27 protein-coding genes are annotated in these 22,672 nt (G+C 59.0%); 11 read left to right on the forward strand and 16 right to left on the reverse strand.

Annotated elements, in window-relative coordinates; translation table 11 throughout:
• Window position 1: 1 nt before the first annotated feature.
• Together hemW and PXK01_RS16200 are read left to right on the forward strand one after the other, a co-directional pair.
• Window positions 2-1,156 carry a radical SAM family heme chaperone HemW gene (hemW, locus tag PXK01_RS16195; protein WP_274860922.1) on the forward strand — a complete coding sequence of 385 codons (1,155 nt, stop codon included), beginning with the start codon at window positions 2-4 and terminating at the stop codon, window positions 1,154-1,156.
• A 4-nt stretch (window positions 1,157-1,160) separates the two neighbouring features.
• Window positions 1,161-1,514: a YbaN family protein gene (locus PXK01_RS16200; RefSeq protein ID WP_274860923.1), complete on the forward strand. Its 354-nt coding sequence runs from the start codon at window positions 1,161-1,163 to the stop codon at window positions 1,512-1,514.
• Here the strand turns inward: PXK01_RS16200 and PXK01_RS16205 are convergent.
• From PXK01_RS16205 to PXK01_RS16235, 7 genes are all read right to left on the reverse strand, one after another.
• Entirely contained in the window at window positions 1,504-2,400 is an 897-nt protein-coding gene (locus tag PXK01_RS16205) for a ParB/RepB/Spo0J family partition protein (protein ID WP_274849497.1), read from the reverse strand. The genes PXK01_RS16200 and PXK01_RS16205 overlap by 11 nt on opposite strands.
• Window positions 2,401-2,415: 15 nt before the next feature.
• Window positions 2,416-3,225, reverse strand: coding sequence for a ParA family protein (locus PXK01_RS16210; protein ID WP_274849496.1), 810 nt, complete (start codon window positions 3,223-3,225; stop codon window positions 2,416-2,418).
• Window positions 3,218-3,835 (reverse strand): 16S rRNA (guanine(527)-N(7))-methyltransferase RsmG, encoded by a 618-nt coding sequence (gene rsmG / locus PXK01_RS16215; protein ID WP_274849495.1) that lies wholly within the window; start codon window positions 3,833-3,835, stop codon window positions 3,218-3,220. Before rsmG ends, PXK01_RS16210 begins: the two co-directional genes overlap by 8 nt.
• Window positions 3,832-5,706 carry a tRNA uridine-5-carboxymethylaminomethyl(34) synthesis enzyme MnmG gene (gene mnmG / locus PXK01_RS16220; RefSeq protein ID WP_274860874.1) on the reverse strand — a complete coding sequence of 625 codons (1,875 nt, stop codon included), beginning with the start codon at window positions 5,704-5,706 and terminating at the stop codon, window positions 3,832-3,834. The genes rsmG and mnmG overlap by 4 nt, the downstream gene beginning before the upstream one ends.
• 12 nt (window positions 5,707-5,718) lie before the next feature.
• Window positions 5,719-7,008 (reverse strand): tRNA uridine-5-carboxymethylaminomethyl(34) synthesis GTPase MnmE, encoded by a 1,290-nt coding sequence (gene mnmE / locus PXK01_RS16225; protein WP_274860875.1) that lies wholly within the window; start codon window positions 7,006-7,008, stop codon window positions 5,719-5,721.
• Between the two features lie 30 nt (window positions 7,009-7,038).
• On the reverse strand, window positions 7,039-8,310 hold the full coding sequence (gene rho / locus PXK01_RS16230) for a transcription termination factor Rho (protein ID WP_274849492.1): 1,272 nt from the start codon (window positions 8,308-8,310) through the stop codon (window positions 7,039-7,041).
• A gap of 165 nt (window positions 8,311-8,475) precedes the next feature.
• Window positions 8,476-8,931 (reverse strand): CopD family protein, encoded by a 456-nt coding sequence (locus PXK01_RS16235; RefSeq protein ID WP_274860877.1) that lies wholly within the window; start codon window positions 8,929-8,931, stop codon window positions 8,476-8,478.
• Between the two features lie 416 nt (window positions 8,932-9,347).
• Here PXK01_RS16235 and PXK01_RS16240 point away from each other — a divergent pair, with 416 nt between their 5' ends.
• From PXK01_RS16240 to dnaQ, 4 genes are read left to right on the forward strand one after another with little or no spacing between them, the layout of a single operon-like run.
• Complete coding sequence (locus tag PXK01_RS16240; protein ID WP_274860878.1) at window positions 9,348-9,947, forward strand: Maf family protein; 600 nt, start codon at window positions 9,348-9,350, stop codon at window positions 9,945-9,947.
• Entirely contained in the window at window positions 9,944-10,777 is an 834-nt protein-coding gene (locus PXK01_RS16245; RefSeq protein ID WP_274860879.1) for a shikimate dehydrogenase, read from the forward strand. Before PXK01_RS16240 ends, PXK01_RS16245 begins: the two co-directional genes overlap by 4 nt.
• On the forward strand, window positions 10,774-11,367 hold the full coding sequence (gene coaE, locus PXK01_RS16250; RefSeq protein WP_274860880.1) for a dephospho-CoA kinase: 594 nt from the start codon (window positions 10,774-10,776) through the stop codon (window positions 11,365-11,367). Before PXK01_RS16245 ends, coaE begins: the two co-directional genes overlap by 4 nt.
• Window positions 11,360-12,094 (forward strand): DNA polymerase III subunit epsilon, encoded by a 735-nt coding sequence (dnaQ, locus tag PXK01_RS16255; protein ID WP_274860882.1) that lies wholly within the window; start codon window positions 11,360-11,362, stop codon window positions 12,092-12,094. Before coaE ends, dnaQ begins: the two co-directional genes overlap by 8 nt.
• 73 nt (window positions 12,095-12,167) lie before the next feature.
• On the opposite strand, the gene secB is transcribed toward dnaQ, so the two are convergent.
• Window positions 12,168-12,668, reverse strand: coding sequence for a protein-export chaperone SecB (gene secB, locus PXK01_RS16260; RefSeq protein WP_274849487.1), 501 nt, complete (start codon window positions 12,666-12,668; stop codon window positions 12,168-12,170).
• A gap of 101 nt (window positions 12,669-12,769) precedes the next feature.
• Window positions 12,770-13,291, reverse strand: a complete 522-nt coding sequence (locus tag PXK01_RS16265; RefSeq protein ID WP_274860883.1) for an FxsA family protein — start codon at window positions 13,289-13,291, stop codon at window positions 12,770-12,772.
• Window positions 13,292-13,404: 113 nt separating this feature from the next.
• Between PXK01_RS16265 and PXK01_RS16270 the strand changes: the two genes are divergently transcribed.
• Genes PXK01_RS16270 through PXK01_RS16280 form a run of 3 tightly spaced genes read left to right on the forward strand, consistent with a single transcriptional unit; the run spans window position 13,405 to window position 15,727 of the window.
• A complete protein-coding gene (locus tag PXK01_RS16270) occupies window positions 13,405-14,064 on the forward strand; it encodes a Tim44/TimA family putative adaptor protein (protein WP_274849485.1) in 660 nt (219 codons plus the stop codon).
• Complete coding sequence (mltA, locus tag PXK01_RS16275; protein WP_274849484.1) at window positions 14,061-15,128, forward strand: murein transglycosylase A; 1,068 nt, start codon at window positions 14,061-14,063, stop codon at window positions 15,126-15,128. Before PXK01_RS16270 ends, mltA begins: the two co-directional genes overlap by 4 nt.
• Window positions 15,128-15,727: a Smr/MutS family protein gene (locus tag PXK01_RS16280; RefSeq protein WP_274849483.1), complete on the forward strand. Its 600-nt coding sequence runs from the start codon at window positions 15,128-15,130 to the stop codon at window positions 15,725-15,727. Before mltA ends, PXK01_RS16280 begins: the two co-directional genes overlap by 1 nt.
• A gap of 265 nt (window positions 15,728-15,992) precedes the next feature.
• On the opposite strand, the gene PXK01_RS16285 is transcribed toward PXK01_RS16280, so the two are convergent.
• From PXK01_RS16285 to hslV, 4 genes are all read right to left on the reverse strand, one after another.
• The gene (locus tag PXK01_RS16285) at window positions 15,993-17,108 is read right to left on the reverse strand and encodes an alpha/beta hydrolase (protein WP_274849482.1); all 1,116 of its coding nucleotides are present in this window, start codon (window positions 17,106-17,108) and stop codon (window positions 15,993-15,995) included.
• A gap of 92 nt (window positions 17,109-17,200) precedes the next feature.
• The gene (hslU, locus tag PXK01_RS16290) at window positions 17,201-18,514 is read right to left on the reverse strand and encodes an ATP-dependent protease ATPase subunit HslU (RefSeq protein WP_274849481.1); all 1,314 of its coding nucleotides are present in this window, start codon (window positions 18,512-18,514) and stop codon (window positions 17,201-17,203) included.
• Window positions 18,515-18,527: 13 nt separating this feature from the next.
• On the reverse strand, window positions 18,528-19,598 hold the full coding sequence (locus PXK01_RS16295) for a hypothetical protein (RefSeq protein ID WP_274860885.1): 1,071 nt from the start codon (window positions 19,596-19,598) through the stop codon (window positions 18,528-18,530).
• A gap of 1 nt (window position 19,599) precedes the next feature.
• Complete coding sequence (gene hslV, locus PXK01_RS16300; RefSeq protein WP_274849479.1) at window positions 19,600-20,163, reverse strand: ATP-dependent protease subunit HslV; 564 nt, start codon at window positions 20,161-20,163, stop codon at window positions 19,600-19,602.
• Window positions 20,164-20,397: 234 nt separating this feature from the next.
• Here hslV and PXK01_RS16305 point away from each other — a divergent pair, with 234 nt between their 5' ends.
• Window positions 20,398-20,592: a DUF1127 domain-containing protein gene (locus tag PXK01_RS16305; protein ID WP_274849478.1), complete on the forward strand. Its 195-nt coding sequence runs from the start codon at window positions 20,398-20,400 to the stop codon at window positions 20,590-20,592.
• Between the two features lie 76 nt (window positions 20,593-20,668).
• On the opposite strand, the gene PXK01_RS16310 is transcribed toward PXK01_RS16305, so the two are convergent.
• The gene (locus tag PXK01_RS16310) at window positions 20,669-21,034 is read right to left on the reverse strand and encodes a Lin0512 family protein (protein WP_274860886.1); all 366 of its coding nucleotides are present in this window, start codon (window positions 21,032-21,034) and stop codon (window positions 20,669-20,671) included.
• Complete coding sequence (locus PXK01_RS16315; protein ID WP_274849476.1) at window positions 21,034-21,378, reverse strand: Lin0512 family protein; 345 nt, start codon at window positions 21,376-21,378, stop codon at window positions 21,034-21,036. Before PXK01_RS16315 ends, PXK01_RS16310 begins: the two co-directional genes overlap by 1 nt.
• A 164-nt stretch (window positions 21,379-21,542) precedes the next feature.
• On the opposite strand from PXK01_RS16315, the gene PXK01_RS16320 reads away from it, so the two are divergent.
• Window positions 21,543-22,202 carry a dimethylsulfonioproprionate lyase family protein gene (locus PXK01_RS16320; protein ID WP_274849475.1) on the forward strand — a complete coding sequence of 220 codons (660 nt, stop codon included), beginning with the start codon at window positions 21,543-21,545 and terminating at the stop codon, window positions 22,200-22,202.
• Between the two features lie 91 nt (window positions 22,203-22,293).
• On the opposite strand, the gene trxA is transcribed toward PXK01_RS16320, so the two are convergent.
• A complete protein-coding gene (trxA, locus tag PXK01_RS16325) occupies window positions 22,294-22,614 on the reverse strand; it encodes a thioredoxin (protein ID WP_274849474.1) in 321 nt (106 codons plus the stop codon).
• Between the last annotated feature and the right edge of the window lie 58 nt (window positions 22,615-22,672).

Here is a 22,672-nt window from a genome sequence, read left to right on the forward strand (position 1 = left end):
GCTGGATGATTGGCGCAACGGGGGCTTTGGTCTTTACGTGCATTGGCCCTTTTGCCAGGCCAAATGCCCCTATTGCGACTTCAACAGCCATGTCACGGCTAATATTGATCAAAAACAATGGGTTAAATCCTATAACCAGGAACTTGCACGCACGCCCGAGGCGCTGCGCGGCCGGGTCCTTAACACGATCTTCTTTGGCGGCGGCACGCCATCCTTGATGCACCCGGATACGGTTGCGGCGGTGATCGAGGCCGCACGCGAAATCTGGCCCTTTGCCAATGACATCGAAATCTCGCTGGAAGCCAACCCGGGTTCTGTTGAGGCGGGCAGGTTTGCAGGCTATCGCGATGCCGGGGTCAACCGGATCTCCATGGGGATCCAGGCGCTCAATGATGAAGACCTCCGCCGCCTGGGCAGGATCCACTCTGTCGCGGAAGCCAGAGCTGCCTTTGATATCGCCCGGAGTTGTTTCGACCGTGTCAGTTTCGATCTGATCTATGCGCGCCAGGGCCAGACACCCCAGGACTGGGAGACAGAGCTGCAAACCGCCCTGTCGATGGCCATCGACCACCTGTCGCTGTACCAGCTGACCATCGAGGATGGCACCGCCTTTGGCGACCGTTATGCCCGTGGTAAGCTGCGCGATCTGCCCAGCGATGACAGCGCGGCCGATATGTATCAGCTAACGCAGGACATCTGTGCCGCTCATGGCATGCCCGCCTATGAGATCTCCAACCACGCCCGCCCCGGCGCTGAAAGCCGCCACAACCAGATCTACTGGCGCTACGGAGATTACCTTGGCATCGGTCCCGGCGCGCATGGGCGGATCACCATGGGCGGTATACGCTATGCCACCGAAACCTACCGCGCCCCCGGTGCCTGGCTCGAGGCCGTTTCAAAGGGAACCGGGGAATCCTTGCGAGAAAGTCTGGACCATTCCGAAGCCGCTGCCGAACTTCTGATGATGGGTCTTCGGCTGGTGGAAGGTGTCGACCTGGATCGCTATGCTTCTGTGGCGCAGGCTCCGTTGGAGCAGGAACAACTCATCAACCTTGCCAACCTCGGTATGGTGACTATCTCTGATCGGAGACTTTGTGCAACGGATCAAGGGCGGCCAGTCCTGAACGCCATCCTGCGTGACCTATTGGTGGGCTAATCACATGCGCTACATTTATGCCGGGCTGGGATTGTTCTGCGTGGCGCTTGGCCTTTTGGGTGTTGTTCTGCCTCTGCTGCCAACTGTCCCCTTCCTTCTTCTTGCGACGTTCTTTTTTGCCAACTCGTCGGAGCGGCTGCACAATTGGATCATCTCCCACCCCACCTTTGGCCCCATGATCCTGGATTGGCGCGACAACGGAGCAATTCTCCCAACCGCAAAAAAGGCGGCAACCGGATCGATTGCCGCCGTTTTTCTATTGTCCCTTGTAATGGGTGCGCCGTCCCATGTGCTTGCGATTCAGGCCCTGGTTCTGTCCGGCGTTCTGATCTTTATCTGGACCCGGCCTAACGGCTAAGAAGATTGCACAGCTCATCCAGCTGATCGAGCGTCTCATAGCTGATCGTAACCGATCCGGTTTCCCCGCCCGGCTTGTGATCGATGGAAACTTTCATCCGCAACATGGCCGAAAGATCCCCCTCAAGCGCGCGGGTATCGGCATCCTTCTCAACATCCTTGCGCGGCTTTTTGGACGCCGTAGATGGTGTGGCGCCGGCCGCGTCCTTCTTCACCAATGTCTCGGTTGCGCGAACCGACAAGCCGCCCTTCACGATCTTTCTGGCCAGATCGGATGCGTTATCAGATGTGATCAAAGCCCGAGCATGCCCGGCGGACAGCTTGCGATCCTGAACAAGCTGCTGCACATCCTTGGGAAGATGCAGCAGGCGCACCAGGTTCGCAATATGGCTGCGGCTCTTCCCCAAGGCCTCTGCCATACGCTCCTGGGTATGGCCGAACTTTTCCATCAGCTGCTTGTAGCTCTGCGCCTCTTCCATCGCATTCAGATCAGAGCGCTGAATGTTCTCGATGATCGCAACTTCAAGCATCTCCAGATCGTCATAGTCCCGGATCAGGACCGGAACCTCGTGCAGTTGCGCGGCCTGTGCTGCCCGCCAGCGGCGTTCCCCGGCGACGATCTCATACATCCCACCATCACGGGGACGCACGATCAGCGGCTGCAGGACGCCCTTTTCCTTGATCGAAGCAGTCAGATCATCCAGGTCTTCCTGAAGAAACTGACGCCGTGGCTGATCGGGATTTGCCGTGACCTTTTCGATTGGAACCAGGATTTCGGCGTTTCTGGGCGCCTCTGCCTGGGTGCTCACAGGATCCGGATTTACATCCGCCATAAGTGCGGACAATCCTCGGCCCAGGCCGCGTGGCTTGTTCTTCTTTTCTGTCATTGTGCCCTCCCCGGTTTAAGCTGCAAGCTTTTGATGATTCGAAACAATTTCCTCTGCCAGTGCGCGATAGGCCCGCGCGCCCAGTGAATTCGTATCGTAGTTCAGAACCGGCAAAGCATAAGATGGCGCTTCGCTGACACGCACATTTCGCGGGATAACGGTTCTGAACACCAATTCACCCAGATTATCGCGCGCGTCCTGTTCAACCTGTTGAGACAGGTTGTTACGGCGATCATACATGGTTAACACGACACCCTCGATCCTTAGATCGGGGTTGGCAGCCTGGCGAACCTCGCGAATGGTCAGCATCAGTTGCGACACGCCTTCCAAGGCAAAGAACTCGCTTTGCAACGGGATCAAGACCGAATGCGCCGCGACCATGGCGTTGACTGTCAACAGGTTCAAAGACGGCGGGCAATCGATCAGGACATAGTCCCAATCATAGTCATCCATTGCCGTCTGCCGCAGCGCATCATGCAAAAGGAAACTGCGCTTTTCATTGGCAAAAAGCTCGATATCGGCCGAACTCAGGTCAACGGTGGCCGGAATGACGCAAAGATCTTCAATCTCAGTTGCCCGGATCACCTCAGACAACGGCGCATCATCGACCAACAAATCATAGGTGGTGTAGTCGCGATTTTCCGGTTCAATACCAAGCCCGGTAGAGGCATTGCCCTGCGGATCAAGATCCACCACCAGAACGCGCATCCCTGCTTCAACCAGCGCTGCTGCAAGGTTAATCGCTGTCGTTGTCTTTCCCACTCCGCCCTTTTGATTAGCGACCGCTATGATACGGGGCCCATCCGGGCGGGATAAGTCAGACACGAGCAACTCCCTTGATTTTCAGCACGACCGCGTCGGGTTCAGTTAAACTTGTAATAGGTTCCAAATCGAATCGCCATCGCTCTCGCGCGTTATCCACTTCTTTTTTCCAAGTCACCCCTTTCGGGAACAGCGAAACGCCCCCCGGCTTGAGATGACGTTCGGTGAATTCAAGCAGGATCGACAGATCAGCCAAAGCGCGTGCGGACAGGACATCCGCGTTTTGGGGGTCAGCGGCCTCGATTCGCTTAGAAATAACCTCAACTTTTGCACCACATTCGCGGGCTACAGTCCGAAGAAAGGCGGATTTTCGTTGATCTGATTCGATCAACGTCACGCGTGTTTGTGGCGATTCGTCTGCCGCTAGGATCGCGACGACCACCCCCGGAAACCCTCCCCCGCTTCCGATATCCACCCAATGATCGGGCGGCGTTGCACAGCGGAACACCTGGATCGAATCCACAAAGTGTCGCGTCCAAAGATCCTCCAGGCTACTTCGCGAAACCAGGTTGATCTTGGGGTTCCACTTTCGAATGGTGCTTTCGAAAACTTTCAGCCGGTCAATTGTTTCACGTGAAACATTCAGCTTACCCAGAAGATCCTCTGCACTCATGTTGCCGCGCTCCGACGACGGGGTTCCTTACGCAACCGTGCCAGCAGCAAAGCCAAGGCAGCCGGAGTCATCCCGTCCACCCGAGCCGCTTGTGCCAGGTTCTCCGGCTGTGTCTTTGTAAGCTTTTGCTGGAGTTCAGCAGATAGACCTTCGATCCCTGCATAAATGAACCCGCTCGGAATCAGATAGTCCTCGTCCCGTTTCAAAGCAGCTATTTCCCGCTTTTGGCGTTCGATATAGTTTGCGTAGAGCGCGTCACGCTCCACCTGCCGACGGATCACGTCGTGGCTGTTGTCCAACTCGGGGATCAGCGGGATAACGTCTTCGAATACCACGTCCGGGAAGGCCAGAACCTCCAATCCCGTGCGTTTGTTGCCATCCTGGTTGATTCGTATGCCAACGGCTGCAATCTGTTTCGGGGAAAAGGTTTTTCCGGTCAGCTGCTCCATCGCAACCTCCAACCTTTCGGCCTTTGACCCAAACAACCGTTTTCGCTCTTCCGACGCACAACCGAGTTCGATTGCTTTCGGAGTCAACCGCTGATCAGCGTTGTCTGCCCGAAGGGACAGTCGGAACTCGGCCCGGGATGTGAACATGCGATAGGGCTCGGTCACGCCATTTGTGGTCAGGTCATCGACCATGACGCCGATGTAGCTTTCGGATCTGCCAAAATGGACCGGCTCTTCTTCCTTTGATCTCCGCGCCGCATTCAAGCCCGCAACCAGGCCCTGGGCAGCTGCCTCTTCGTAGCCTGTGGTACCGTTGATCTGACCTGCCAAGAACAATCCGGGTACCGACTTGACTTCAAGGCCCAGCGTCAAAGCACGTGGATCGACATAGTCATATTCAATCGCGTAGCCCGGCTGCAGGATCCGAGCGTTTTCCAGACCAAAGATCGATTGAACATAGTCCTCTTGCACGTCAACGGGCAGACTTGTGGAAATACCGTTAGGATATACCGTGTCATCCGACACGCCTTCTGGTTCCAAGAAGATCTGATGCGATGTCTTATCCGCAAACCGAACGATCTTGTCCTCAATCGAGGGACAGTACCGCGGCCCAACCCCTTCGATATGTCCACCATACATCGCCGAGCGATCAAGGTTCTGTCGGATGATGTCGTGGGTTTTCTCGTTGGTATGCGTAATGCCGCAGGACACCTGGGCAGCATTCAGCTGCGTTGTCGTAAATGAAAAGAACGTCGGATCATCGTCACCGGGCTGACTTTCCAACTTACTCCAGTCGATTGTCTTTCCATCCAGTCGCGGTGGCGTGCCGGTTTTCAACCGTCCGAGAGGGAGTTCAAAACTGACCAGACGCTCGGCAAGCTGGATTGATGGTTTATCACCCATGCGACCACCTGGTCGTGATACATCACCGATATGGATTACACCGCGCAAAAATGTTCCAGAAGTCAAAATCACTGCGGATGAGGAAATCTGGCTGCCGTCGGCGAGAACCACGCCCTTGACGGCCTCTCCCTCCATCACAAAGTCAGTGACTTCCCCTTCGATGATATCCAGGTTATTCTGCTCTTCGGTGAGGCGCAGCATCTCTTTGCGGTAGATCGCCCGGTCAGATTGCGCTCGTGGCCCCTGCACGGCCGGACCTTTACGCCGATTCAGCAAGCGAAACTGAATGCCTGCAAGATCGGCCACGCGACCCATCACGCCATCCATGGCATCAATTTCGCGAACAAGGTGGCCTTTCCCCAAGCCGCCAATAGCCGGGTTGCAGGACATCACGCCGATGCCGTCTTTTCGCAATGTGATCAGAGCAGTTCTGACCCCCATGCGGGCAGCAGCGTGCGCGGCTTCGGTCCCTGCGTGTCCACCGCCGACAACAATCACATCGTAGTTCGAATGTTTCACGTGAAACACTCCTTACTTACCCAAACAGAAGCTGGAGAAAATCTCATCCAGCAAGTTTTCGACACCCACGCGACCAACCAACATCTCCAGCGCGCGAATTGCAGATCGCATATCCTCTGCTGCCAACTCATAGTGGTCCGGTCCCAGCTCCAGAACAGCTTGCGCCTGAGCTAGGCTTTCCAGCGCGGAAAACAACGTATCGCGATGACGATTTCGAGTGGCTACACCCACCTGCGATGATCGCTCTTTCAGCTCTGACAAGAGATGAGCAACCAAGGCATCAATCCCCTGCCCCGTTTTACCCGAGATCGATCCTTCTACCGACCCATCCCGTTGATCCGCCTTTGGTACCAGGCGAAGATCCCCTGGGCGCATTGCCACATCCAAGGTCTCTTCCGGCTCTGCCAGAAAAACCCTGATGTCGGCCTGCTCTGCTCTTTTCCGGGCCAAAGCGATACCAATGTTTTCGACGTGATCGTCCGTGTCGCGCAGACCAGCTGTATCAAGCAGTGTAACGGGAAGCCCGCCAAGATCCATTCGGACCTCAATAATATCCCGCGTTGTGCCGGCATATTCCGATGTGATGGCAGCGTCCCGACCGGAAAGCGCGTTCAGCAATGTCGACTTCCCAACGTTTGGTGCTCCGACAATCGCTACCTCAAAACCAGACCGGATTCGCTCAGCGATTTTCACACCGTTGACCTCTGCCTGCAGGTCCTTTTGAACAGCGGACAACAAGGCAGAGACTTCCGGAGTGACGTCAACCGGCACCTCCTCATCCGCGAAATCAATGGTGACTTCGATCAATGAGGCCGCGCGGATCAGGTCCTTCCGCCAGCGTTCAGCCAACCTGCCCAATTCCCCGGACAAGACCAACTGCGCCTGTTTCCTTTGGGCTTCGGTTTCGGCGTCAATAAGATCCGCCAAGCCTTCCACCTGAGCCAAATCCAATTGGCCGTTTTCCAGGGCTCGGCGGGTGAATTCCCCGGGCTCTGCCACACGCAGACCGGCAATTCGTCCCAGCGTATCAAGCAATGCGCTCACAACCGCCGTGCTGCCATGCACCTGAAGTTCGACAACATCTTCGCCGGTAAAGCTGTGCGGAGCCCGAAAGGTCAGCACCAGAGCCTCGTCCAGATGTTCACCGGAAAGATCGCGCAGACCGCGCAAACCACGGCCTGGCACTGCTACGGGAACCGTGCACAGCTGTTCGAGCGCGGACAAAGCATCCGGGCCGGAAACCCGCACAACGGAGACTCCGGCCTTTCCCTGGGCAGAGGCCAAGGCAAAGATCGTATCCATGTCTGGCCTTCCTTTCTTTGAAACCTAATCTTAGGTGTTCATCGAGTCGAAGAACTCAGAGTTCGTCTTGGTCTGCTTCAGCTTGGACAGCAGGAACTCGATTGCGTCCGTTGTCCCCATTGGGTTCAAAATACGACGCAAAACAAAGGTCTTAGCCAGATCCGCCTTGTCAACCAGAAGGTCTTCCTTACGGGTGCCGGACTTGAGAATATCGATCGCCGGGAAGACGCGTTTATCGGCAATTTTGCGATCCAGAACCAGTTCGGAGTTACCCGTCCCTTTGAATTCTTCAAAGATAACTTCATCCATCCGGCTGCCGGTATCGATCAGCGCGGTTGCGATGATTGTCAGCGAGCCACCCTCTTCGATATTCCGGGCCGCACCGAAGAACCGTTTGGGCCGTTGCAGCGCGTTTGCATCCACACCACCGGTCAGAACCTTACCGGAAGACGGCACCACGGTGTTAAAGGCCCTACCAAGTCTTGTGATCGAGTCGAGAAGAATAACAACATCTCGTTTATGTTCGACCAGGCGCTTGGCCTTTTCGATCACCATTTCCGAAACCGCCACGTGACGGGTTGCCGGTTCGTCAAAGGTGGAGGAGACGACTTCCCCCTTCACCGACCGCTGCATGTCGGTGACTTCTTCCGGGCGTTCATCGATCAGAAGGACGATCAGATAGCATTCCGGGTGATTTTTCTCGATCGAGTGGGCGATGTTCTGCAGGATCACGGTCTTACCGGTCCGGGGCGGCGCCACGATCAGCGAACGCTGGCCCTTACCGATCGGCGCAACCAGGTCGATCACGCGGGCGGATTTGTCCTTGATGGTGGGATCCTCGATCTCCATCTTCAGGCGCTCATCCGGGTAAAGCGGCGTCAGGTTGTCGAATGCGATCTTGTGACGGGCCTTTTCCGGCTCTTCGAAGTTGATCTTCGTCACGTTTGTCAGGGCAAAATACCGCTCGTTTTCCAGCGGCGCCTTGATCTGGCCTTCCACCGTATCGCCGGTGCGCAGGGAATACTGGCGGATCATGTCGGGCGAGACATAAATATCGTCCGGACCCGGCAGGTAGTTCGCCTCGGGCGAACGCAGGAAGCCAAAGCCGTCCTGCAGCACCTCAAGAACACCGTCACCGCCGATATCCCAGCCTTCATCCGCGCGTTCGCGCAGGATCTGGAACATCATCTCGCCCTTGCGCATGGTCGAGGCGTTTTCGATCTCCAACTCTTCCGCCATGGCCAGAAGGGCTTTGGGGCTCTTGGCTTTGAGGTCGGACAGGTTGAGGGCTTGATTAGTCATCAGAATAAACCTTCTCTTCCCCTTTGGCCGGGGAAAGCAGTCATATTGAATACGGAAGACACGAGTGCCCGGACGGGCCCGTTTGGACCCTCTCATAAGCGGAACGTCCAGATGAGTCAAACATCGCGTCTACGGGCCGCTCCGACGCTGTCAGAGGGGTCGTGATCAGAACTTGAAGATCACAGAGACCACGATGACGATCATGAACAGGGTGGGCACCTCATTCATCATCCGGAATTGGCGACCGGTCAGCTGATTGCGATCCTCTTCGAAGACCCGGATCTGCCGTTTCAGCCACATGTGATAGAGGGTCATGCCGATGACGCTGATCCCTTTGGTCCAGGGCCAGACAGAGGACCAGTCGACAAATCCCGGTGTGAAGACAATGAACAGACCGGCGACCCAGGCGGTGTGCATGGCCGGGCTCATGATCACTTTCATCAGCTTGCGTTCCATGGTCAGAAAGATCGGAATGGCATCCTGAACCTTCTCAGCCTCTTCCACGTGATAGACAAACAGACGTGGCAGATAGAACAGACCCGCCATCCAGCTGAGCACCGCCATGATGTGCAGTGACTTGGCATAGGGGTAGAGGACATACATCCAGTCTGTCAGGTTCATGGGTTCTCTCTTTCCTGCTCTCTCGTGGGGCACCCTAAAATAATAAAGAAAGATTTAAAGGATGATGTTTTTGTAGGGCATAGGGATTTCCGTGGATACTTCAGTCCTTCCCATGCCTATCCCCAGCGTGGACAACTTGCCATGCGGCACAGGGTGAAAATGGTGAATAAACCCTTAAGGGCCTTTGTTTCATGTGTTCTTAACGAGTTGTTAACCGAGGTAAACATGGGGATAACCCCGGGATCATTTGCGGGAGTCTCAGATATCCCCATGCGCGGAGTTATCCCAATCCACGCGGGACGAATCGCGGTACAGTCGGGATGAAATCGACACTTCGTCTGTGGGCTTGCCAAACCGGGGGAAAACCATACAAAACATGCCAATACTGCGAACCTATTACCCACGGGGTTTTCCACATGACTGCCCACATAGTGCTGGCGTCCGGGTCCGAGATCAGGGCGCACCTTCTCCGTCAGGCCGCCATTCCGTTTGATTGCGATGTGCCGCGTCTGGATGAAGACAGCATCAAGGCCGCGCTTCTGGCCGAAGGGGCCCCGCCGCGCGATATCGCTGATGCCCTGGCCGAAGCAAAGGCGCGCAAGATCAGCGGCAAACATCCCGGTCGCATGGTGATTGGCTGCGATCAGGTGCTGGATTTCCAGGGGCACCTGCTGTCCAAGCCAAAAACTCCCGAAGAGGCGCTGTCTCAGCTTAGCGACATGCGCGGGCATCGTCATATGCTTTTGTCCGCGGCGGTGATCTACCGCGATGGAGAGCCCCTGTGGCGTCACGTCGGACAGGTGCGCCTGTTGATGCGCAAGGCCTCAGATGCCTATCTGCAGGACTATGTGACGCGTAACTGGGACAGCATCCGTCACGCCGTCGGCGCCTACAAGCTGGAAGAAGAAGGCGTGCGTCTCTTTGCCAGTATCGAGGGAAGCTATTTTAACGTTTTGGGATTACCGCTGACTGAACTTATAAACTACCTGGGACTGCAGGGAGTTATCGATCAATGAGCGACAGGAAGATACCGCTGGCCGGGGTCATTGGCTGCCCGGTGGCCCATTCACGCTCTCCTCAGATCCAGAACCACTGGCTGAAAACCTACGAGATCGCAGGCTATTACGTGCCCATGCATGTAGAGCCGCAAGATCTGGAAACGGTCATCCGTTCCCTCCCCAAGGCGGGGTTTGTCGGGGCGAATGTCACCATCCCGCATAAGGAAGCGGTCATGCAGATCGCCGATAAGGTGACGGATCGCGCAACACTCATGGGGGCTGCCAACACGCTGATCTTCCGCGAAGACGGATCCGTCCTGGCCGACAATACCGATGGCTACGGCTTCATTACCAATCTCCATCAAGGCGCACCGGATTGGAAACCCAATGTCGGCCCGGCTCTGGTGCTGGGTGCGGGCGGTGCATGTCGTGCTGTGATTGCTTCTTTGGTCGAAGCCGGCGTGCCGGAAATCATGCTGTCCAACCGCACCCGCGAACGGGCGGATCAGCTCCGCAAGGAGTTCGGCAAGCGCATCCAGGTTATCGACTGGGTCAAGGCTGGCAATGCGGTGGAGGACGCCTCTTTGGTGGTCAACGCCACATCACTGGGCATGGAGGGCAAACGCCCCCTGCGGGTGCCGATGGACGGGCTGCAGACCAGCTGCGTGGTGACGGATCTTGTCTACACACCGCTCAAGACCGATCTGATCCAGGCCGGCGAGGATGCCGGCTGCACCGTGGTCGATGGTTTGGGCATGCTGCTGCATCAGGCGGTTCCCGGATTTGAACGCTGGTTCGGACAACGGCCCAAGGTGGATGAGGCAACCCGCGCGGCGGCGCTGGCATGAGGTTTTCTCTGGGTCTGACCGGCTCCATCGGCATGGGCAAAAGCACCACGGCGAAGATTTTTGCCGAGCTTGGCTGTGCGGTCTGGGACGCGGATGCGGCGGTGCACCGTCTTTATGGCCTGGGCGGCGCGGCGGTTGCGCCGATGGCTGAAGCCTTTCCCGAGGCAATCAAAGATGGTGTGGTGGACCGCGGCGCGCTGAAAGAGATCATCTCTCGCGACCCCTCTGCCCTATCCACCATTGAGAAAATCGTTCACCCCTTGGTGGCCGAGGACCGTGCAGAATTCCGTCGCAATGCGGACAGCGACATCCTTGTCTTTGATATTCCGCTGCTTTTCGAAACGGGTGGCGAGGCGGCGATGGATGCGGTCGCCTGCGTCTGGGTGGACGCCGAAACCCAGAAACAACGGGTACTGGATCGCGGCACCATGACGGTTGAGCAATTCACCCAGATCCTGCAAAAGCAGATGCCAATCGAAGACAAACGCGCCCGTGCCGATTACGTGATCGAGACCGACACGATGGAGCACGCCCGTGCGCAGGTGGAAGAGATCCTGAAGGATATCAGGGGAAAGATGGCAGATGCGTGAGATCGTTCTGGATACCGAAACCACGGGCTTTGATCCCTTTTCCGGCGATCGCATCGTCGAGATCGGTGCGGTGGAACTGTATAACCACATGCCTACCGGCAAGACCTACCACGAATACATCAACCCCGAACGCGACATGCCGGAAGAGGCCTTTGGCGTCCATGGTATCGGTCCGGATCTGCTGAGCCCGCCGCAGCCCCCTGCCCCCGGTGCCGTGACCCTGCGCGACAAGCCGGTTTTTGCCAAGATCGGCCAGAGCTTCCTCGATTTCGTCGGCGACGCGCGGCTGGTGATTCACAACGCCAGCTTTGACATGAAGTTCCTCAACGCCGAACTGGGCTGGATGAACCTGCCGCAGCTGCCGATGGATCAGGCGATTGATACGCTGGCCATGGCGCGCAAACGGTTCCCCGGCTCGCCGGCCACGCTGGATGCCCTGTGCCGCCGGTTCAGTATCGACAACTCGAACCGGACTCTGCACGGCGCGCTTCTGGACTCGGAAATCCTGGCCGAAGTCTATCTAGAGCTGATCGGCGGTCGGCAGCCGGATTTTGCGCTTTCGACCGGTGGACGAGGTGCAGATGGCGCTACTGCCCAATCGGATTGGCGCCCGACCCCGCGCCCGACCCCCCTGCCCGCGCGGCTGACGGCCGAGGAAAAAGAGGCCCATGACGCCTTTGTGGAGAAACTGGGCGACGGCGCTCTTTGGGCGTCCGGGCAATCCTAAACCGCCGGTTCGGGCAAAGAAAAACGCTGCCGGCATGGCCGACAGCGCCTGATTTTCGATTGAGTAAAAGGATTTACTGCTGCGGCTGGGCTTCTGCCTGACGGCGGGCCAGTTCGTTGCGGTAGATCGCGACAAAATCGATGTTGTCGAGATTCAGCGGCGGGAAACCACCGTCGCGGGTCACGTCGGATACGATGCGGCGCAGGAAGGGGAAGGTCATGCGCGGGCATTCGATCAGCAGGAAGGGGTGCAGCTGCTCATCCGGCACGCCCTGGATGTTGAAGACGCCGACATATTCGATTTCCAGAACAAAAAGAACGTCGCCGCCTTCCTTGTTCTTGGATTCGACGATCAGCTTGGTCATCACCTCGTACTGGTTTTCGACCGCGCGTTTCTTGGCGTCCAGGTTGACCTGAACGTTCACATCGGGCTGTACCTCGCCGCCGGCACCCTTTTGGGCCATGACGTTTTCAAAGGACATGTCACGGATGAACTGTCCCAGAACGTTCATCTGGACTTGCGGCTGCTGCGGGGCTTCTGCTGCTGCGCCCTCGGTGGTGCCATTCTCGGCCATGGAGATACTCCTGAAAATATGACTTTGGAGATTGCTTATCAGCTTGTTGCAGGTAGCTCAACGGTCAGCCGAAGTATGTGACCTCCCTGTCATATCTGGGATTATTCCGGCCCCTTGACCCAGCCCGAAGGCCGGTCCGTGGGCCTGTTTGGCGTGACGTCTTCAAAATCGCCGTCAATCACGTCGCCACTCCCGCCCGGATGGTGGCGATGATGAGGCCCACGGGGATCGTGACCGGCGCTGCGCTGATGCATGCTGCCCATTTCGAACTGCGCAACCGTGATCCTCTTGCCCAGGTAACGGATCACCGCCATGCGGACAGGGGGCATCAGCAGGGCAAACCCGACCCCGTCGGTGAAAAAACCAGGTGTCAGCAGCAGCGCGCCGGCAAAAAGGATCATCGCACCATGGGCCAGGGGTTCTGCCGGATCGGACAGGGTCTGGAAAGAGGATCGCAGCTGACCCATCGCCAACCGCCCCTGCGAGCGCACCAGAGACGTCCCCAGGATGGCGGTCAGAACCACGATTGCGAGCGTCGGCCACAGGCCGATCACGCCGCCGATCTGAATGAACAGGGCGATTTCAATCAGTGGCACCATCAAAAAGGCCAGAAAAAGATACATCTTGGGGTCCTTTAAACTTGCGCTGGATGGTGGACTTGGCCCCACCCGTCACCTACATAAGAGCAGTCCGCTTTGGTTTCAAACAAGGCTTGGTTGCCTAGCAAGAGGTTCACATGGAGTCGCCCTTGATTCAGATTTTGGTTTTGGCCGGCATTGCCGTCTTCCTGATCCTGCGCCTGAAAAGCGTCCTGGGCACCCGTGACGGGTTCGAAAAGCCAACGCCGCCGCAGATGCCTGCGGCCGAGAAACGACGCCCGGGGTTCGAGGTGATCGAAGGCGGCCCCGACCGCGATATCATCGATTACGTCGCCGAAGGCTCGCCACAGGCGGAGGCCCTTGCCGCGATGAAACGGACCGAGTCCTCCTTCCAGGTTCAGGATTTCGTCCAAGGCGCGCGCGGTGCCTATGAGATGATCCTGATGGGCTTTGAAAACGGCAATCTCGATGAGATCCAGCCCTTCCTGGCCGAAGATGTCTATGAAAGCTTTGTCGATGCCGTGGCACAGCGCGAGGATCAGGGGCTGACCATCGAGGCCGAATTCATCGGCGTGCGGGAAACCGCGGTCGAGGACGCCCGGTTTGACGAGGCGACCCGTACTGCCGAAATCACCATGCGGTTCGTTGCCGAGATGACTTCGGTGGTGCGCAACGCGGAGGGTGAGATCGTCGAGGGCGACCCCAAGGCCATCAAGCGCCTGAAGGACACCTGGACCTTCTCCCGCGCCATGGGCGCAAGCGATCCGAACTGGCAACTGGTGGCTACGGACGCATGATTGGTGCGCTCCGGGCGGCATTGCGGGCAGCAGCCATTCTTGGCGCTGCCATGACCGCCTCGGGCGCAACCGGCGAGACTGCCTATTCCCTGCTGAACTTCTCCCAGCTTCAGGGCTGGGAAGAGGACAATCACGCCGAGGCCCTGGAGGTATTCCTGGGCACCTGCGCCGATCTGGACGATCCCGATTGGCAAAGCCTTTGCGCCTTGGCTCAATCACAAGCCCAATCCGAAACACCGGATGCGGCGCGGCGGTTTTTCGAACTGTTCTTTCGTCCCGTGCTGATCCAGGATGGGGCGGACACCGCGCTGTTCACCGGATATTTCGAACCGGAGCTGGATGGCTCCCGCTATCCGACGGGCCGGTTTCGCTACCCTGTCTACCGCATGCCCCAGGAAGCGCGCCGGACCGATCTTTGGCTGCCGCGCCGTGACATCCTGACCAGCGGTGTGATGGATGGCCGTGGACTTGAGATTGCCTGGGTCGATGATCCGGTAGAGCTGTTCTTTCTGCAAATACAAGGTTCTGGTCGGATCCGCATGCAAGATGGCTCTACCGTCCGGGTCGGTTATGGCGGTGCCAACGGGCATCCCTATCGCTCGGTTGGCGCGGAAATGGTGCGTCGAGGCATCTACAAGGCGCATCAGGTCAGTGCCCAGGTTATCAAGGCCTGGGTCAGGCGCAACCCGGTCGCCGGTCATGAACTCTTGCTGCACAACCCGTCCTATGTGTTCTTTCGCGAAGTGCGCCGGGTGCGCGCCACCGATGGGCCGCTTGGGGCAATGAACCGGTCTGTCACGGCGATGCGCAGCATCGCGGTCGATCCGAAGTACACGCCTCTTGGGGCGCCGGTTTGGGTGGAAAAGGATGGTGAATCGCCGCTGCGGCGTTTGATGATTGCCCAGGATACCGGGTCGGCGATCAAGGGCGCGCAGCGCGCCGATATCTTCTTTGGCACCGGAGACGAAGCCGGACAGGCGGCCGGCCGGTTGCGCGATCCGGGGCGGATGGTGGTTCTGCTGCCGATCCAGCGTGCCTATGCCATGCTGCCGGAAGGCTACTGATGACCCGCCGCAAGCTGACTTCGGAAGAAATCGACCTGTGGCACAAGGTCGTGAAACATGCAGAGCAGCTGCATCCGGGCAGTCATTCGACGCCGCCGGACCTGCCGCTGCCCAAACCCAAGCCGAAGAAGACCCCGCATGCCCATGCCGCACCGCAGATCGAGGGGTTTCGCATTGGCAGCCGGGCGCAGGGAAAACCGGGCAAACACGATCTGAAGGCACCGGTTGCGCAGTCCCTGTCCAGAGCACCCGTGCAGATGGATGAAAAAGCCTATCGCCGGATGAAGCGCGGCAAGCTGCGCCCCGAGGGCAAGCTTGACCTGCACGGGATGCGTGTCGATACGGCGCATCCGGCGTTGACGCGGTTCATCCTCACGGCGCAGGCCTCAGGCAAGCGGTTGGTGCTGGTGGTGACCGGCAAGGGCAAGGACCGGGACGAGCCTGGACCGATCCCGACACCGCGCGGCGTGCTGCGCCACCGGGTGCCGCAATGGCTGGCCTTGCCCCCGCTGGCGCAGGCCGTGTTGCAGGTGACACCGGCTCACATCAGCCACGGAGGAGAGGGCGCCTATTACATCTACCTGCGCCGCAGTCGTTAGGCTAAGGACCCATTAATCCTACGCCACTGGTTTGACAGAATTACTGTCTGCTCACGAGCAATGCTGCCGCAATAGTGGTTCTATTTCAAAGCATTGAGAGGCAAGCAGGCGGAAATTCCGTCCAATCCGAAGGACGTCAAATCCACTTCATCTCAGTGGCTTGTCACGCTTGCGAATAGAGCCATATGCACGGCGCGCGCCAAACCCCTGATATCTCGTGGATTTGGCGCCAGTGGCGTAGGATTAATGGGTCCTGAGCCTCGGCTTAACGCGGGCTGTCAACCAGCCGTACAAGCGACAGATCCTTGACGCGCTTTTCCTCGACCACGGGGGGCGGCAGGATGGTGTTGAAGACAAGCCCGCCGCGCTCAAAGGCCTGCGTTGTTGCGCGGGCGGCACTGAGGATGGTCAGCAGGGCAGGGGAGGTGCCTGCAACCAGATGGCCGGAATCCGCCGTATCCGCATAGGCGGTTGTATCGATGATGCTGATCGGCAGGGTGTTCAGTTCTTCCACCGAGGCCAGATTGCCAAGCCGCGAGCGACTGTGCGTTCCGCGCAGGCGCTGTGACAGGGTCAGGATCTTGTCCTTGCGGGACACAAAAACAAGGAAGGGCTGCGGCACCGGATCGATACGGCTCATCTGGCTTTTGAACACATCCAGGTCAAGATCCGGCGACATCAGGATGACGCCTTCAAGATTTCTATGTGCCCAGCCCGGCGTTTCAATCTCGATCTGCCGCAGGACCTCCATGGCCAGCATCGACCCCATCGAATGCGCCACCAGAACCACGCGCCGGGCCTTGGTGCGACTCAGGTCCTTGAGAAGACGCTCCAAGCCGTCCCGCGCGAACATCACGCTGTCGGCGTCATAGGCATAGCCCAACGGGCTGGCGAGGCTGGGCCAGGAATAGACTACGGTGACACCCGGCACGCCGATATCATGAGTGAGCTGGGCGGCACGAAAGGCGGTTTCGGACTGGGTGGAATTGAACCCATGCACAAAGAGGGTGATATCGCGCTCATCCGGCGCAAACTGCTGCAGCTCATGATCTATCCGCGCCGAGAACGCGGCGGGACTGTCGAATTCCCGGCGCGCGGCCATGGTGAACTCGCGGTTGGGATCGGGGGCCTCGCCGCCGAAGATGAGCTGCCCCGGCTTGCGCTCCGGCGGGATCGACACCGTCAGCTCCAGCAGGTGATAGCCGTCGGTTCGCCCGACCCCGAACCCTCCCTCGGGGCGGGGGTCGCGGATGGTTGCGGCAAAGACCGTTTTTGGTGTGCCGACCTCCAGCGCCTCGGGCATGGTGGGCGAATAGGGGCGCGGCGTGCAGGCCGCTGCGCCCAGCAGGAATAGATAGAGAAATACCCGAAAATACCGCATCTGCGCCGTCCAAAACCAAACAGGACCATGGATAGGATGTATGCCGCCCGGTTCCAAGCGGCATAGATCAGAAATTACGGGTTGCTTGCTGTTTACAACACGTAGCGGCTGAGATCGTTTGACCGGCTCAACTCGCCAAGGTTTGTGGTGACGAACCTTGCGTCCACGGTGATCGCCTCGCCGGCCCGGTCCGGTGCGGTAAAGGACAGTTCCTCAAAGACCCGCTCCATCACCGTGTAAAGACGCCGGGCCCCGATGTTTTCCACCGCCTGATTGACCTCGGCGGCGATCTTGGCCAGGGCCGCGATGCCGTCCTCGGTGAAGGTAACCTTGACCTCTTCGGTGCCCATCAGTGCGGTGTACTGACGGGTCAGCGCATTGTCGGTCTCGGTCAGGATGCGGATAAAGTCCTTTTCGCTGAGCGCGCGCAGGTTGACCCGGATCGGCAGACGGCCCTGCAGTTCCGGCAACAGGTCCGAAGGCTTGGCGATATGGAAGGCGCCGGAGGCGATGAACAGGATATGGTCGGTCTTTACGGGCCCATGTTTGGTACTGACGGTGGTGCCCTCGATCAGCGGCAGCAGATCCCGCTGCACGCCTTCGCGGCTGACATCGCCGCCGCGCGCGTCCGAGCGGGCGCAGACCTTGTCGATCTCATCCAGGAAGACGATGCCGTTCTGTTCAACCGATTCCAGCGCGGTGCGGGTGACCGTTTCATCGTCCAAGAGCTTGTCCGCCTCTTCGCCGATCAGCACCTCGTAGCTTTCGGCGACGGTGAGGCGTTTCTTTACTGTGCGCCCGCCCATGGCCTTACCGAAGAGATCCCCGAGGTTCATCATGCCGCCCATGGGGCTGCCCGGCTGGCCGGGAATGTCGAACATGCCACCCATCGGGTTCGAGGTATCGGTGACCTCCAGCTCGATCACCGTGTCATCCAGTTCACCGGATTTCAGTTTCTTGCGGAACACCTCGCGGGTGCCCTCGCGGGCTTCGGCGCCGGCAATGGCGGTGATGACGCGATCCTCGGCCGCCTTATGGGCCTTGGCCTTCACATCTTCGCGCATGAATTCACGGGTCTGCAGGATTGCGGTATCCACCAGGTCCCGCACGATCTGCTCCACGTCGCGGCCCACGTAACCCACTTCGGTGAACTTGGTGGCCTCGACCTTGATGAAAGGCGCACGGGCGAGTTTCGCCAGGCGGCGGCTGATCTCGGTCTTGCCGACGCCGGTGGGGCCGATCATCAGGATGTTCTTGGGATAGACTTCGTCGCGCAGGTCATCGCCCAACTGCTTGCGCCGCCAGCGGTTGCGCAGGGCGACGGCAACGGCGCGCTTGGCCTCTTTCTGGCCGATGATGAATCGGTCCAGTTCGGAAACGATTTCGCGGGGGGTGAGGTCAGTCATGTATAGTCCCGTATCAATGAGAGGGCGGCAGCCGATCCAGCGGCACCAGCCCGGACAAGGGTGAAAGAAGCGCGGCGCGAATGCGGGTCCAGAAGGCCCCCAGCGCCACCAGGAAGACGCCGAGCACCAGGATGGTGGAAGCAGCGCCTTCGCCATCGAAGACGGTGCCTGCCAGCGTCACGCTATAGCCGATGGCGGCGATCAGGAAGGACCGCCGGTCGATCACGATGGCGACAAAGGCAAAACCGACCAGCACCGCCAGAAGCAGCAGATGCGCGCCGTTGCTGCCGTTTTCCAGCAGGCTGAGCGCGATGGTGTTCACCAGGGCAGGGGCCGCCACTACATGCAGCCAGAACCCCTGGGCCGAGCGGCGGGTGACCCGGTGCGGATCGCTCATGTCAAAGACCATCGCAACGATGAAGACCGCAAGCCCCACCAGCAGCGTGATCCAGGCAAAGGGACCAGAGGCGGACAGCAGGAAGAATTCGCCGATATCCGCAGGGGTCCCCATGCGGATCGCCCCCATCAACAGCGCCAGCGCAAAGACACCAAGCGCGATCAGCGCCATGGCAAAGGGCACCTTGAACCGCAGCCAGTAGATCGCAATCGCCCCGGTGCAAAGCGCGATGGGCAGTTGCATGCTGGAGTAATCCGACTGTGCCATCATGAAGGGCTGGGAAAACTGCGCTGTCAGCCCCATCCCGGCATTTAAGGCCCATAGGATCGACAGGGCAATCGCCGGGGCCACCATGCGGCGGCGGCGGATGAAATACTCGGACAGGGCCCAAAGCACCGCGGCACCCAGGATGGCAGCGGTGACGGTCTTGCCCTGATAGCCACCGACGCTGACCGCCAGATTGGTTGCTGTGACCGCCGCCCAGCCCGAGGCCAGGATCAACAGGCCGATGACGATGAAGATCTCGTTGAAGCCCTTGAACAGCTCAAACGGCTCATCACCTTCGGCGAGGTTCTCCCGCGCGCCCTTGCGGCTTTGGGCCAGGGCCAGCAGCGAGGCCGCCTGGGCCTCGCTCAACAGGCCCGAGCCAACTGCGGCGCGCAGGTCGTTGCGGTCGATGTCCGACACCTCAGTGACCCGCCCCGATGGTTTCAACCGTCAGGTTACCGTTGGTATAGACGCAGATATCCGCGGCGATCGCCATGGCTTCACGGGCAACGGTTTCGGCGGATTTGTCGCTGTCCATCATGGCGCGCGCGGCGGCCAGGGCAAAGTTGCCCCCCGATCCGATGGCGGCCACATCATGTTCCGGTTCTAGCACATCGCCGGCCCCGGTGATCACCAACAGGTCGGTGCCATCTGTCACGATGAGCATCGCTTCGAGTTTTTGCAGGTACTTGTCGGTGCGCCAGTCCTTGGCCAGTTCCACACTGGCGCGGGCCAGTTGGCCAGGGGTGGCTTCCAGCTTGGCTTCAAGACGCTCCAGCAGGGTAAAGGCATCGGCGGTTGACCCGGCAAAGCCCGCCACCACATCATAGCCGCCCGGCGACAGGCGGCGCACCTTGCGGGCGCTGCCCTTGATCACGGTCTGCCCCAAAGAGACCTGCCCATCGCCGGCAATCACCACAAGCCCGTCTTTCTTGACACCGATAATGGTGGTCCCGTGCCATCCGGGGAACTGGTCGTCTGCCATATGCGCCTCCAATCTCGTTGCAGCATATATGGGCGCTGGGGGCGGCATGCTCAACCTTGTATCTGGGCGTATCGCGCAGGGGGGTGCTGGGGCAAAAGTTAACAAACTGTTCATTTGTTATGCATCACACGCAGATCGGGGCTGTAAAACCGGCAATTGTGAGACTCACATTGGTTTCCTACATGGGCCTCAGAACCGGCATGGGGCCGGTTTCGCTATTTCAGGAGCCTTCACATGGCCACAACTGCAAACATCCATGCACCGCTCGGCGCTGTTGCCGTTCTGCGCGTGGTGGATACTGTCCTCAACGCAAAATCCGCATTCCGTGACGCGCGCGAAGCCCGCATCACCCGCCGCGCTCTGTCCCGTCTGAGCGACGCCCAGCTGACCGATATCGGTCTGACCCGCGACGACATTGCAAAGATCTGACAGGCAGACTTTCCAATGACATCTTATCGCTAGTAAAGCCGTCCATCCCAGGGCGGCTTTTCGCTATTGTAGGGGTCTACTCCGACCAGCGAAAACGCCCCGCCTGATCCGGCAGCCAGGCTTCCACAGCTGCCGTGGCGATCACATGCGGCGCCTTGCCATCCGCGCCCGCCACATCCAGCCCGCCAAACACGGCCCGCACCCTTGCCCGCCCGCGCGGCAGATCGGAGGCGACCAGATCGCAATCCACGGCTTCAGGGTTTTGCACACCGATGGTGACCTCGACCCGCATTTCACTGTGATCGATCCCCAGTTCGGAAAACAGAGTGATCGAGGAATGATGCAGCGCATCCTGCACCGCCCGTCGGGCTGCCTTGGTGTAATCCTGACCGTACAGGTCGTTGCCGGCACCCATTTCCAGGATGATGCGTTTGTCTGCCATCACACGGCCTCCATCTGGAACGAGACGATCACGGCGGCATTGGCGATGACAGTCTTGCCACCGCCGGGTTTGTCGATATCAAGGCCGCCCTTGCTGATGCGGATATCGGGGCGACCATAGGGGAAGATCTCTTTCAGGGCCTCTGCATCGACCTGATCGGGCTCTTGCACGCCGATCTCGGCATCGATGATCATCGCTTCCTTCGGGAAATCGAACAGCTCGGCCATATTGACCGAGTTGTGCCACAGCGCATCCCTGATCGCACGTTTCGCCGCTTCGGTGTAATCGGCGCGGCGCAGGGAAGTGCCCATGCCGAACTCCACCAATACCCGGGTTTTGGCCATGAGGATCCTCCTGTTCTTTGCACTCACTTTGCCGGGAATGGAGAACGGAGGAAAGGGTCGGAAGTGCTTTGGGTTCCGAATGCGACACCAGGCCGTCGCGCCGAAGATAGAGGCGGTGAACTCGGATGACATGTTTGGCGCAGGCCAACAAAGGGGACAGGGGCATGACAGATCAGACACGTCTCAGGGAATGCCCTGAATGGGAATATCTCCTCAGGGACTTCTACGAGCTCTATCGTCGCCTGTCGGCCGGTGGCAGCGTCAAGATCCGCGCCCACCAGCGCATGGTTCGCGAGCGGATCAGCCGGGTTCTGAAATCCAATGCCGAAGTGCGCGCCGGTGCCAGTGTCGACAAACCGGTGACGGCGCATTTGCAGCGGGCGCTCGACAATGGGCGGCAGGAACGTCACGGCGCCTTTATCCGCGCGATCGAAGCCGTGCGCGACCATCTGGTCTGGCAATACGGCTATGAAAAGGTGCCGCGTGGGCTGGAGCGCAGATATGCCTATGCCGAACTGGCCGGCCCCACCGGCCCGGTGATGACCGACGAGGTGATCCTGGGATTGGTGCTGTTTGCGCCGGGATGCACCTATCCTGCCCATGCCCATGACGGGATCTCGGAAAGCTATATCTGCCTGTCTGGTGCCGTTTCGGAAAACGACCAGGGCGTCTATGCGCCGGGGTCCTTGATCTTCAACCCGCCGGGGCAGCTTCATCGCATCACCGTGGCCGAACATAACCCGTCGCTGCTGTGCTACGCTTGGGTCGGGGATCAGGACAAGCTGGCCAACCAGAAGATGGTGTTTTCCCGCACGTCGAAATAGCGAAGCACATGTTTTCGATCGATGGGCAAGTGCCAAGGAAAAGGGGCGCCCCTTGGGCGCCCCTTGAAAATCCGTACCTTCAAAGGCGGGATCAGATGCTGTCGTCGATCCAGCTTTGCAGCGCGGCCTTGGGGGCGGCGCCGGCGCGGTTGGACACAACCTGACCGTCCTTGAAGATGAACAGCGCCGGAATGCCGCGCACGCCCATGGCGGCGGCAGAGTTCGGGTTGCTGTCCACATCGACCTTGGCGATCTTCACCTTGTCGCCGTATTCGGCGGCCAGCTCTTCCAGAGCGGGGCCGATCTGCTTGCAGGGACCACACCATTCGGCCCAGAAATCCACCACTACGGGAACGGAGGAGTTCTTGACTTCGGCGTCAAATGTTTCGTCGGTGACGGCTACGGTGGACATGCTCATGTCTCCTGAGATGAATGGCAACTTGCTGCAGAACCTAGGTAGGGCTTAAGGA

Source organism: Phaeobacter sp. PT47_59, assembly GCF_028890025.1.
Classification (GTDB): domain Bacteria; phylum Pseudomonadota; class Alphaproteobacteria; order Rhodobacterales; family Rhodobacteraceae; genus Phycobacter.